This is a genomic window from uncultured Parabacteroides sp., from assembly GCF_905196875.1.
In the GTDB taxonomy this organism is placed as follows: Bacteria; Bacteroidota; Bacteroidia; order Bacteroidales; family Tannerellaceae; genus Parabacteroides.
This window is the reverse complement of sequence record NZ_CAJJWO010000013.1, coordinates 1-13,588: the sequence shown is the minus strand read 5'-3', so window position 1 is coordinate 13,588 and position 13,588 is coordinate 1. Positions and strand designations below refer to the sequence as shown.

The 13,588-nt window shown below is 41.1% G+C and carries 7 protein-coding genes; 6 read left to right on the top strand and 1 reads right to left on the bottom strand.

Annotated features, from left to right (window positions below; genetic code table 11):
- Positions 1 to 41: 41 nt before the first annotated feature.
- Positions 42 to 1,133 carry a LacI family DNA-binding transcriptional regulator gene (locus QZ076_RS06820; RefSeq protein WP_293711616.1) on the bottom strand — a complete coding sequence of 364 codons (1,092 nt, stop codon included), beginning with the start codon at positions 1,131 to 1,133 and terminating at the stop codon, positions 42 to 44.
- A 515-nt stretch (positions 1,134 to 1,648) separates the two neighbouring features.
- Here QZ076_RS06820 and QZ076_RS06815 point away from each other — a divergent pair.
- The 6 genes from QZ076_RS06815 (at position 1,649) to QZ076_RS06790 (ending at position 13,438) form a co-directional block, all read left to right on the top strand.
- On the top strand, positions 1,649 to 3,130 hold the full coding sequence (locus QZ076_RS06815; protein ID WP_293711613.1) for a hypothetical protein: 1,482 nt from the start codon (positions 1,649 to 1,651) through the stop codon (positions 3,128 to 3,130).
- 339 nt (positions 3,131 to 3,469) lie between these two features.
- On the top strand, positions 3,470 to 6,670 hold the full coding sequence (locus QZ076_RS06810) for a TonB-dependent receptor (RefSeq protein WP_293711610.1): 3,201 nt from the start codon (positions 3,470 to 3,472) through the stop codon (positions 6,668 to 6,670).
- 26 nt (positions 6,671 to 6,696) lie between these two features.
- Positions 6,697 to 8,415 carry a RagB/SusD family nutrient uptake outer membrane protein gene (locus QZ076_RS06805; protein WP_293711607.1) on the top strand — a complete coding sequence of 573 codons (1,719 nt, stop codon included), beginning with the start codon at positions 6,697 to 6,699 and terminating at the stop codon, positions 8,413 to 8,415.
- Positions 8,416 to 8,544: 129 nt separating this feature from the next.
- Positions 8,545 to 10,719, top strand: coding sequence for a GH32 C-terminal domain-containing protein (locus QZ076_RS06800; RefSeq protein WP_293711604.1), 2,175 nt, complete (start codon positions 8,545 to 8,547; stop codon positions 10,717 to 10,719).
- A gap of 13 nt (positions 10,720 to 10,732) precedes the next feature.
- Entirely contained in the window at positions 10,733 to 12,265 is a 1,533-nt protein-coding gene (locus QZ076_RS06795; RefSeq protein ID WP_293711601.1) for a glycoside hydrolase family 32 protein, read from the top strand.
- A 9-nt stretch (positions 12,266 to 12,274) separates the two neighbouring features.
- The gene (locus QZ076_RS06790) at positions 12,275 to 13,438 is read left to right on the top strand and encodes an MFS transporter (protein ID WP_293711599.1); all 1,164 of its coding nucleotides are present in this window, start codon (positions 12,275 to 12,277) and stop codon (positions 13,436 to 13,438) included.
- Positions 13,439 to 13,588: the final 150 nt, after the last annotated feature.

The following is a 13,588-nucleotide window of genomic DNA, read 5'->3' as shown; positions in this document are numbered from 1 at the left end:
CCTGATGAAATCTAAAGTGTCAGAGTTTCATTTGTATAATATTAGAGAAATTGACTGGATTCACGAATCACAATTTCTCCTGTCAGGTTCACTGTAACGGGAATGTGGTTATTATCTTTTAATCTCCGCATTAATAACTCGATGCTGATGTTGGCAATCTCCACACATGGTTGCCTGTAAGATGTCAGTGAATGTTTGAGATGTTTGGAATATTTCATATCATCATACGCGCACATCAGGATGTCCGATGATATTTTGATCCCTAATGCATCCAAAGAAGACATCAGCACTGCTGCTGTGGAATCATTTGCACATACAATACCGGTTTTCCCGGGGACGATCTCCATTTGTTTGACAAAATCGAGGTCTTCCGGATTCCCGCAAAAAATATTCTTTTCCGTAAAAGAATATTGATGTTTAAGAACCGTTTCACGGACGCCGGAAAGGCGTAAATCTACAGAACTGGCCGAATCAGGACGATAGAAAAAATGAAGATTGTTGCAACCCTGATCGATCAGATGTTTTGCCATGACACAACCGGCACTGAAATTATCCAGGCATACCACATCGAATTCACTTCGTTCGGGAAAAGTCAGAATATCCCTGTCAATAAGTATAAGTGGTATATTTGCTTCCCGTATGGCTGCACATATTTTTAAATTCAAGTTATATGCATCCGGCACTCTTTCCAGTGGGGAAAAGAAAATACCATCTACCTTTTTATTTATATAACTTTCACAACACGTTTCAATAAGCGTTTTTCTGATTTCCGCACTGCTTGCTGTTGCACCTTCCCAAAGGCAATTGAATCTACCGATTTCAGATTGTCTTAAAAGTTGGTCGTTAATAATGGAGAATATTTCCGACTCACCTGCTCCGGGTAGAAGTAAGCCAAATGTATAGGTCGTATTTTTACACTGGTATATAACGACTGTACCGAGTCCTTTCGTCTTTTTTATGAAACCTTCTTCTTGTAACTGATTATACACTTTAGCAATGGTCGGACGGGATACAGAATATTTTTGAGCGAGCGTTTGCTCCGTAGGTAACATAGACCCCGGAGGAAAAGCTTCTTTTAGTATTTGGTCTTTCAATGTATTGTAAATAACCTTGTAACTTATTTTAGATTCCATAAAGGTGATTTTTAAATGATGTGCAAATGTAATTATTATTTGCATATAGTTTGCATTTGTGAGTAACAAATGTGATATTTTTTTCTCGTTTTTGATTGGTAATGTAAAATCTTACATTTGCAGATGTAACTTGTTTTCTTTAAATGTTAATGAAAGAGATACTGATGTTTACATTTAAAGAATGTAATGTTTGTGTGATGTAAAATATTGATTCTAATCTTGTTGCAGTGTGTATGCGTTGATGTATAACTGTTTTGTGCTCTTGCTGTTTTTATCTCTATCCTGAGTCTTATATCTCTGTTTACTCTTGTTTTGGTAGGATATATGTGTGTAAATGTAATAAATATAATAAATTAAAATACGCTAAAATGTAAATTTTGTTTTGTTTGTTTTGATCTGATATCTATATTTGCAATGGGAGACAAGGGATGTTTTGTTAGCTAAATGTAATGCGACTATCATACTGCTTTGTAATTTATTTTATAACTAATGTATAAAAATTAAATCATGCTCAAATGAAAAAAAGACTTTTAGCAACTTTTCTATTAGTTACGATATCTTCTTTTGCACAAGTTGTAAAAGATTATAATCCGTCTATTCAGCGTACCACCCATATGCAATATTTTAAACCGGTAGAAGAACATCTGTTTTCCGGTGATTGTATGCCTTATTATCATAATGGAACATTCTACTTGTATTGGTTGCTGGACGAAGGACATCATGCTGGTCTCGGAGGCTTGGGAGGTCATCAGTGGGCATTGAGCACTACTACTGATTTGATAAACTGGAAACACTATCCGGTAGCTTTAGGAATTGAAAATGAAGAATGGGAAAAGTCTATCTGCACTGGTTCGGTCATTGCGGAAGGTGATAAATTCTATGCTTTTTATGCAACACGCGTGAAGGAAGACGGGAAAGTGCATGAACAATTGAGTTATGCAATAAGTACGGATGGAGGATATTCTTACCGGAAGCAGGAGCCCAATCCGTTTTATTATGCTCCGGAAGAGTGTATAAGCCGGGACTTTAGAGATCCGAAAGTGTTTAAGGATGAAAATGGCCTTTTCCATTTGTTCATCCCCGGTAACTTGAAAGAACCTTCTTTAGAGGGTTTTGGAGGGTATCTGGTGCATCTTACTTCAACTGACTTGAAAAACTGGAAGGAAGTGGAGTCACCGTTGAAGGGACAACGCGGAACTCCCGAATGTGCAGATTATTTTAAGTGGAACGATTGGTATTATTTATTATATAGTATTGGTGGCCACACTTATTATCTGATGTCCAAAGAAACGTATGGTCCCTGGATATATCCGGAATCACAGACTCTGATTGAATATTTCGGGAGTGTATATAAAACGGCAGGTTTTAAAGACGGACGTCGTATAGCAGTGGCCTATTCTCCTTGCCGTAAGGATGATAAAGATAACGGGGATAGAATTTGGGGCGGTACTATTTTACTCAGGGAAGTATATCAGGAACCGGATGGAACTTTGGCAACCAAGTTTTTAAAAGAAGTTTTACCGGCTATGTCTCCGATAGCTACTCCGGCTATAGAAATTTCTTCACCTGCCGATATTGTTTCCTTATCTAATGGAAACATAACAATGAATGCTTCGGGTGATATCGGCGTAGCTTCTCTTTCCGACCTTCCTGATAATTACCGTATTTCGATGAAGATAGAACCTAAAGGAAATTATGAAGAGTTAGGTTTGTTTTTGCGGGCAACAGACGGGCGGAAGAATGGGTACCGGTTAGAGTTGAATCCGGATAATCAAACAGTTTTAATGCATAACACTTCTATTCACGGAGTAAAAGGATTGAATAAGCCTATTTTGCTCGATGTGATTGTGAACGGAGAATTTTTTGATGTGTCTGTAAATAACAAGCGATGTGTGCTCAATCGTTTGCCAGAGCAACAGGGGAAAAACCTCTTCTTCTATGTAAAAAACGGCAATGCCGTTATCCGGGATATACAAATTCAGGAAATTAAAAATTAGTGTTTATGGTTTTAAATTAAAAGCATCCGCTTCATTTTATCCGGGTTGAATATACCCGGGAAATTTATTAGAATATAATGTATGAATATCAACCGGATTATCCGGTTGATAGGGCCCCCTTTATCTTTAAAAGGTGAGTTTTTGATTGGATATTTTTCTGTCAGGGGAAATGATAACCAGGTTTGATAAATGGTAAATGAATGACAAATTTATATGTATGAAGAATTTAAATAGTGGATAAATCTGATTTTGGAAAGTATGATGAATACTTGAAGAGCAATGTGAAAAGGCGAATATAAATAAGCACCTTAAGTTTAATAACAATTAAAAATCTATTTCATGAGTCAAACAACATTTCATGTGAAAAAAGCAATGTGTTACCTGACACTTGTGTTTTCCCTGTGTGCTATTACCGGACATGTATCTGCCGTGGATAAAGTAGATACTGTCAACCAGCAGAAAATAGTTGCGACAGGTACTGTTTTAGATGAAACCGGCGAACCTATGCCCGGTGTCTCTATTGTTGAAAAAGAAGGAGATCGTAATGGCACTATAACAGATGCCAACGGACATTTTTCATTAAATGTCGGAAGTCGAGGTAAGTTGATTTTGAGTTTTATCGGATTTAAGACGATGGAAATCGATGTTGCGACAGCAAAAGACATAACAATTAAATTAGTAGAAGATGCGCAAAAATTGGATGAGGTAGTTGTAACAGGATATACCAGCCAGCGCAAAGCAGATTTGACCGGTTCCGTGTCGGTTGTCAAAGTCGACCAGATTCGCTCAAATATCACAGGTAATGCTATGCGTGCCATTCAGGGAAAAGTGGCCGGTATGGCTGTGTCTACTAATGGGTCTCCCGATTCTAAGGCGACAATCCGTATACGTGGAGAAGGTACTCTGAATAACAACGATCCGTTGTATATTATTGATGGAACACCCACTACCCGTTCTATGGAAGAATTGGCTTCGATGGATATTGAATCGATCCAGGTGTTGAAAGATGCTTCTTCCGCTTCTATCTATGGTTCGCGTGCAGCCAATGGGGTTATTATTATTACCACCCGGAAAGGCAAGAAAGGAACAACAGTCGATTTCAAAGCTTCCTATACAGTGGCAAGTAGTAAGAAGCCTTATGAGCTGATGAATACCGAACAGCGGGGTATTGCTCAATACTGGGCGATCAAAAACGATAACCCGCAGGCAGATCCCAATCAGGTGGGTATCGGATATGTGAATGGTCATGGTGGTTTGTACCAATACCAGGATCATCAGGATTCGAATGGAAATTGGTTTTTGGATAATGTCTCCTGGAGAGAATACCTGGACCCGGTTGAAAAGACTATGCGTTCGGCAGATACGGATTGGCAAAAAGAAATTTTACGTACAGGACAAATTCAGCAGTATAATGTCACTTTATCATCCGGAACAGATAGTGGAAATGCTCTTTTTGCACTTGATTACTATGATAACAAAGGAACAATAAAAGGAAGTTATTTTAATCGTTTCAATGGTCGTGTAAATACCGATTACAGTTGGTTGGACGGACGCGTGAAAGTCGGAGAGAATTTTACTGTTTCCAAATGGAGGACAAGTTCGAATGTCGGGGATGGCAACCTGGGAGGTTGTAAATCCTTGATGTCTATTGTTCCGGTTCATACCGTCGATGGTGTTGGTTGGGGAGGTCCTATAGGCGGAATGAGTGACCGTCAGAATCCTGCTCGATTAATTGCGGATAATGACCAGAACTATCAGGATAACCTGCGTTTGTTCGGTAATGCCTTTATCAGCATTGAAATATTGAAAGGTTTGACTTTCCGCTCTTCTTTTGGTGCTGATTTCGTCGGTTACTGGAGAAAAGAAATGAACCTGACTTATAACTCCGGTTTTATGAGCGAAAATCGAAATAAGGTTACTCAAACTTCAGACTATAATTTCGACTGGAATAATAGTAATATTTTGCAGTATGTCTTTGATATAAATAAGCATGGTTTCGATATTATGCTGGGGCAGGAAACGGTAGACCATAGCTATCAGAAACATTGGGGAAGCAGACGCGTATTTGCCTTGGAAACACCCGATTATATGCAATTAGGTGCCGGTGAAGAAGACCGGGATAACGGAGGTTCTTCCAGTTATAATACATTGATATCCTGGTTTGGTAAACTCAACTATAATTATGGAAATCGCTACCTCGCTTCAGTTACTGTCCGCCGGGATGCTTCTTCTGTTTTCGGAGCGAATAACCGTTGGGCAACATTCCCTGCATTCTCATTGGGATGGGTGCTGAATAATGAAGCATTCCTGAAAGAAGCATTATCCGGTTTTTCTATTTTGAAATTGCGTTACGGCTGGGGACAAAATGGTAACTCACGTATAGATGACTATGCTGCTTACCTGATGTATGAGGCTCTTTATGACCATTATGCGGAAGATTGGAACTGGGGAACGGCTTATGACTTTACGGGACAAGGTGGTAATAATCTGCCTTCAGGTTTCCGCAGGACTCAAAGAGACAATCCTAATCTGAAATGGGAAACAACCGCACAGCATAACTTTGGATTGGATTTTGGTTTCTTTGATTCAAAGTTCGGAGGATCGTTTGATTATTATATAAAGAAGACATCCGATATCCTGATGAAGCCGGGTACTGTTGCTACTTTAGGAGAAGGTGCACAGATGTGGTTGAATGGCGCTGATATTGATAATAAAGGGTTTGAATTAACATTGAATTATACGGATAAATTGGGTGATGTAGGCTTTGATGTCAGTGGAGTATTCTCGCATAACAAACAGAAAATAATCCATGTTCCCGATGAAGTAATAAATAATTTTGCCGGTAACGGTACGAATGAGAATATTCTTGGCCGCCCCAAATCTTCTATGTATGGTTATATTGCAGACGGTCTTTTCCAGTCTCAGGCTGAGGTTGATGAACATGCAACGCAGGTAGGTGCTGCTCCCGGTCGTATTCGATACAGAGACATCAATAAAGACGGAAAGATCGATAGTGAAGACCGGGCATGGTTAGGAGATCAGAATCCGGCTCTTGAATATGGTATCAACATTGCTTTGAACTGGAAAAACTTTGACTTTTCCATTTTCTTCAATGGTGTATTTGGAAAAAAACTGGATGTAAGTGGATGGAAACAGTGGACTGATATCTATGCATTAAGTACTTCCGGAGAGAATTACGGCATACGCATGTTAGATGCCTGGACTCCAACGAATACCGGTTCTACTATCCCGGCAATGTCAATAAATAACTATAATGACGAAGGGCGGTTTTCTACCTATTATGTGGAAAGTGGTTCTTATATGAAAATCCGGAATATGGAATTAGGCTATACTATACCTAAGAGTATATTGGCAAAAGTAAAGATGAGCAGAGCGAGACTTTCATTGAGAGCCGACAACGTGCTTACCTTGAAGAAAACCTGGGGCGATAATGCTTATACCGGCCTTGATCCGGAAACTCCCGGCAATGGATATCCGTTACCATTTTCTATGACATTCGGGGTAAATGTTTCTTTTTAATAACTTCTAATAAAATACAATGAAATATGAAAGCGATAACAATAGCCATATTCGGTTTATCTCTACTCTTCTGTATCTCATGTGATTCCATGCTCGATACAAAACCGCAGGGAGTAGTCTCCGATGAAGATTTAAATACCCCGGAGAGGGTAGAGCAGATGGTGAATGCTGCTTACTCTTTTTGCGGACAAAATCACTTCAATAAACAAATGGGAATGCCTTATGAGGAAGGTTCTGTACGTGGTGGGGAAGCCTATAAAGGGGGTTCCGGAACGAACGACAATGCAGAGAGAAACCGTTGGGAAACATTCACATATATGCAAGCAACTAATGTAGGAGACCTGGATAACCTTTGGTGGGTTCATTATGTAGCGATAGGCAGGATACATGATGCTCTGCGAAGAGTAAAAGCACTGACACCGGAAGAATACCCGTTGAAAGATCAGCGGATCGCCGAGTTACGTTTCTTACGGGCACATATTTATATGTACATGAAGCAATGTTTCAAATTCTTCCCTTATATCGATGAGGATACTCCGCAGGATATGTATGACAAAGTAAGCAACGATGAGTTGACCGATCAGGAACTTTGGGGTAAATTGATAGAGGATCTTCGTTATGGTGTAAATACTCTACCGGAAAAACAAGATGAAGTAGGACGTCCGAATAAATTCGCAGCAAAAGCTTATTTGGCGAAAGTATTGATTTTTGCAGCCTATGAACAGGATGATAAGCATAATGTAGTGAATATTAATCGGGAGAAACTAACGGAAGTTGCAAGTCTGTGTAAAGATATCATAGATAATTCCGGCAAGAGTTTGGCATCTGATTTTGCAGAAAATTTCTTGTGTGAGTTCGAAAATGGCTCCGAATCCATATGGGCAATTCAATATACTGCAGATACTCCTCAGGGGAGATTGAATTCCTGGTTGGTATCTCCTGTTAATTCAGATTATGGCTGTTGTGGATTCCTACAACCATCTGTAAATATGATGAACAGGTATAAAACAGTGAACGGGGTACCCGATTTTGAAAAGTTCAACGAAGGCGAAGCGTTGGATAATAAAGAAGCTTTTGCGAAGACACCGATGGATCCGCGTTTGATGCATACGGCTTGTGTTCCGGAAATGCCCTGGAAATACGAACCTTCTTATGTGATGCAGGAAAACTGGACACGTACGCCCGAGGTGTATGGTTATTCCATGAGTCAGAAATTACTTGTTTTACCGACATGCGATTGTTTTAAAAAGACCAATCCGTTTATGGGAGCCGGTTTAAACTGGGACGTGCTTCGTTTGGATGAAGTGATGCTGTGGAGAGCGGAAGCGCTGATACAGTTAGGAGAGGGAATGGATGAGGCTCTTAGCCTGATAAATCAGATCCGTCTACGTGCTGCTGCCAGTACAGGCAGATTGAAGTTTGAAGACGGTACTCCTACCGGTAAGTTCGATGTTCAACCTTATCGACCGGGAGTGAATTGCCCGGCATGGACAAAAGACTTTGCGATGCAGGCTCTTCGCTGGGAGCGTCACCTTGAATTTTCAACTGAAGGTAAGTGGTTCTTCGATCTTGTACGCTGGGGTATTGCCGCAGAATACATGAATGAATATTTTGAAGTGGAGAAAACTCGCCGTTCTTATTTGAAGGATGCAAAGTTTACAAAGAACCGGGATGAGTATTTCCCGATCCCTCAGACACAGATCAGTTATGTGAAAGGATTATACAAGCAGAATACCGGATGGTAATACACCCGGTGACTGGAGGAGCTGTACTCAGTATCCTGAGTATGGCTCCTCTCTGTAAATCGAGCCTGTATGCCTGAAAGGTTGAAGGCTGGAAACAAAATATAAAATATCCATAAAAATAGAAGTTATATGAATAGATTGCTTACATGGGGATTTATAGTGATGTTGTTAGCCACATCCTGTCGTTCGGAAAGTATTTTCGACGATGCTGTCGCTGTATGGTCATTCTCCGACCTGAATGATCAGGCGGGAGAAAACAGCATGTTGAAATCTCATGGCGAAGTTCCGATTGTGAACCTGAAAGGGAATAAAGCAGCACAGTTTGACGGCTCTGCATGGCTGGATGCCGGCCAGGGAGCTGGTAACGAGCTGAATCTGACAGGGAAAGAGGTGACGCTTTATACCCGCGTGAAGGCTTCTGTCGTAAATGGATATTCTCCGGTTATCACCAAGGCTGGCAACGATCAAAACCTGGCTTATAGTATTGCCCTTAATCCGATAGATAAAGATATTTACATTGAAGTAAAAATGGGTAGCGACGAAATTGCCGGAACTCATTTATTAAAACATAAATTACCTGAAGACGAAATAAATGGCTGGCAGGACATTCTTTTTCGTTTTAATGGAAAAAGATCCGAATTGTATGTGAACGGAATATTACGGGATGACGAAGTTACCGTCGGACAAATACGTGATTGGAACTGTCGTCCGCTACTTATCGGTGCACAGTATAAACAACCTGACGGATACGCGGAAGCTGCAAAAAATGAAGTGGAAGCAACGTTTAAGGGATTGATCGACCTTGTTGCATTATGGGATAAGTGGTTGCCAGACCCGGAAGTCATGGCATTGTCTAATGTAACGATACTGAAAGACGGCCGACCAGAATACTACAAAGAAAAATATCGCCCCCAATTTCATTTCTCTGCTAAAAAGAACTGGTTGAATGATCCGAACGGCTTAGTCTTTTACGACGGCGTTTATCATTTGTTTTTCCAGTATATGCCTCCGCATCGCCCGGGTGCGTACAAAGATTGGGGACATGCGATCAGTAAAGATCTGGTACATTGGGAGCAGATAACAGATCATATCACACCTCATAAAGTGTGGTCGGGATGTTGGTCGGGATCGGCAGTGGTCGATATAAACAATGTCGTAGGTTTCCAGACAGGAGATAAAAAAGCAATTATTGCTTTTATCACTAATGGTGGGCATCCGGATGCCGGCCTTGGCCCTTTATGTACGCAATGTATCGCTTACAGTAATGATGGCGGTATGACCTTTACTTATTATGACCAGAATCCGGTGATCCGGCATATTAAATATGCCAACCGTGATCCGAAAGTGGTATGGGATGAAGAATCACAACAATGGATCATGTCTTTGTTCATGGATGAGGGATATGAATTTGCCCTGTTCGGTTCGGAAGATCTGAAAGAATGGAAATACCTGAGTACTTCTTCCATTGAGGGAGTAAGAGAATGTCCCGGGTTTGAAGCCCTGCCGGTTGACGGTGATTCGGACAATAAGAAATGGTTGTTTTTTGGAGCCAATGGCGACTATGTGATCGGTTCTTTCAACGGTAAAGATTTTAAGGCCGAAACAAAAGTGTTACGGGGGGATTACGGTACCAATTATTATGCAGCGCAGACATGGAACAATGTGTCTGACGGCAGATGTGTTACCATTGCCTGGATGCCAACTCTAAAATATCCGGGAATGCCTTTTGAGCAACAGATGAATTTCCCGACTGAAATAACTTTACGAACGACTTCTACCGGATTTAAAGCTTTCCGTATGCCTGTCCGGGAGATACAAAACCTCTATGATAAAGAATATACATGGGAAAATCAAACGATAAACGGAGAAGAAAAGCTGGATAAGTTGAATAATGACCTTTATGACATGGAACTTGAACTTGATGTAACCCGATCGTCTTCCTTCGAAATAGCATTGCGTAATGTGATGTTAACATACGATGCCGTAAAGAAAACACTCTCTTGTGGCGGAACTCCCATGCGCAACGGCATTATTCCCGATAACTGGGTTTCCGGGAATAAATCGGAAATCAATGATACGAACAATCTGGGAAGGGCTTTCTTACCAGCCCGCGATGGTAAGATCCGTCTGCGTATCTTACTAGACCGTAATTCGGTGGAGATATTCGGTAATGATGGCGAAGTCGTGATGAGCTCCTGCTTTATGCCGGAAGATAATAATAAAACGTATGCGATCCGTTCTCAGGGGGAACTTCTGGTGGTGAAAGCAAAAGTCTATTCTTTAAAATCGGCCTGGAATATTTAAATGCGATACTAAAATGAAACAGTTTGCTTTTTTGATTATAGGAATAATAACCGGACTTCTGTCCTCTTGTGGGGAGGGAAACGTTCCTGGCGGTGAGGAGATACATTTTTCACGGGAACAGAACTGGACGGGAGAACCGGCCGGTTTGGTGTATCATAACGGAAAATACCATCTGTTTTATCAATGTAACCCGTCGGATGTTGTTTCAGGGAATATCAGTTGGGGACATGCCGTCAGTACAGACCTGGTCCGTTGGGAGGAATGCCCGATCGCAATAGCGGCAGATGAGAACGGCCAGGTTTATTCCGGCAGTGTCATTGTCGACAAGGATAATACTTCCGGATTAGGCTCTGCGGATCACCCGGTCTTTATCGCCTATTACACTCGTTATAAACCGGAACAAGGTACAGACAGCAATTCTTCCCCTTATTCGATAGGAATGGCATACAGCAGAGATGAGGGGATGACCTGGACGAACACTGCTATGGAGTGGGATGATGGTGCCGATAATAAGCGTTACCCCAATGTTTGCTGGAATAAACAGATAGACGCATGGGTAATGACTGTTTCTACAGGGCGTACAATCCGGTTTTATTTTTCGCCGGATGCTATCCATTGGAAAAGCCTGAATGAGTTTGGCGGGGAAATGGAGATAACGGGTAGTTGGGAAAACTCAACGCTTAGCCCGCTTAAGATAGAGGATTCGGATGAAACGAAGTGGGTACTGTTTGTCAATGTAAACGAAGGAGTGTCGGATGGGGCTCCGGGCACGCGCTATTTTATTGGTGATTTCAATAACTCCGGTTTCCATATGATACAATCGAAGGAGCTTTGGGTCGATTATGGGAAAGATAATTATGGTGGCATCTTATGCAATAATCTGCCGGATGACCGTACCATCATGGTCGGTTGGATGAATTGTTGGTTATATGCTAACCTGACCCCACAAACCGGGAAGCGTGGAAGTATGACATTCCCCCGTGAATTGACATTGGCTTATGAGGGTAACAATTATACGCTTTGCTCAAAGCCGGTGCGTGAACTGACCGGTTTATACGGCAAGACCCGGAAAATTGAAAATACGGAAATAGCAGGTATTCAAACTATTTTCAACAAAAGATCAGTCTCCCGATATCCTTTTGGTATTCATTTGGTTTTCGATGCCTCCGATCGTTATGCGATGTGGCATCCCCGTGAGTATGGCATTCGTTTGAGAACAGCTTCCGGCGGAGAAATAACCTTTGCTTATCGGGCTGAGATGAATTACTACTATGTGGATCGTTCCCGATTGTCGGATACTTCTTTTTCGGAAGATTATGCAAGCCGGTTAGGGGCAGCTTACCGGGTAAATCCTCCGGACGATGAATGGTATATTCTTGTCGATCGGGGCTCGGCTGAATGGTTTGCAGGAGATAATAAAGTTGCTATGACCTCTCTCTGTTTTACGGATGAGGCTATAGAATCAATTGATTGTTATACGGAGTCAGGACATATTAATCTGAAAGAAGCTTCTTTGATAAGTATTGAAAAGAAAACAAATAAATAAACAAATACCATGAAAAATGAAAATGTGATAGCAAGAATTATCCCGGTGATGCTGGTCTTCTTTACGATGGGTTTTATAGATCTTATTGGGATAGCTACGAATTATGTAAAGAGTGATTTTGACCTTTCCGATACGGCAGCCAATGCCTTTTCGGTGATGGTGTTTCTGTGGTTCCTGATCTTTTCTGTTCCTACAGGAATACTTATGAATAAAATCGGCCGGAAAAAGACGGTACTGCTGAGCCTGATAGTCACCTTTGTTGCTTTATGTGTTCCTTTTATCGCTTACAGCAGCGTTTCCATGCTGTTATGTTTTTCTCTTCTCGGCCTGGGGAATACATTGATGCAAGTATCATTAAACCCTTTGCTAACCAATATCGTAAGCGGGAATAAACTACCCAGCTTCCTGACATTGGGACAATTCGTAAAGGCTATAGCTTCTTTTGCTGCTCCGATTATTGCAGCCCAGGCGTTGATTCATTATGGCAATTGGAAACTGCTTTTCCCGCTCTTTGCCGTTATCACCCTGATTGCTATCTTTTACCTTTACTTTACCGAAATCAAAGAACATGCCATCGAAGGTAAGCCTTCCTCTTTTAAAGAGTGTATCGGAATGCTGGGGGATCGCATCATTCTGATCCTGTTTTTGGGTATATTGGTTCATGTAGGGATCGATGTAGGAGTGAATATTACAGCTCCGAAACTACTGATTGAACGAACCGGTATGGAGCTGGCTGAAGCTGGTTATGCAACCAGTTTATATTTCCTGTTCCGTACTTGCGGATGTTTTGCGGGAACTTTCATCCTGGCCAGGTTCTCTTCGAGAAATTTCTTTATCATTAGTGTCTGTCTGATGCTTTTAGGTATTCTTGGCCTTTACTTCAGCTTTAATGCGATGACGATTTATATATGTGTGGCATTTATCGGCTTAGGAAATTCGAATGTATTTCCGATCATCTTCTCACGTGCCTTAATGTATAAGCCGGCACGCAGCAATGAGATTTCTGGGTTGATGATCATGGGAATAGCCGGAGGTGCTGTTTTTCCATTGCTGATGGGGCTTGCTTCCGATAATCTCGGCGGACAGGTCGGAGCTGTCGTTGTGTTAACGGTTTGTGTGGCTTACCTTGTATTTCTTATGTTGAAGTTTAAATCTATACATGAAAAGATATAATCCTGTCGAAATATAGATATTGGACGAACATTCATGCCAAAATACGTAACTTTGCTGTTAATTCGCTGTGTCCTACAATTCTATAATAAAATTTAAAGATAGGGTTTTCCTGAATATACATTTAATGATTAGTAATTAAAGAAATAAAAT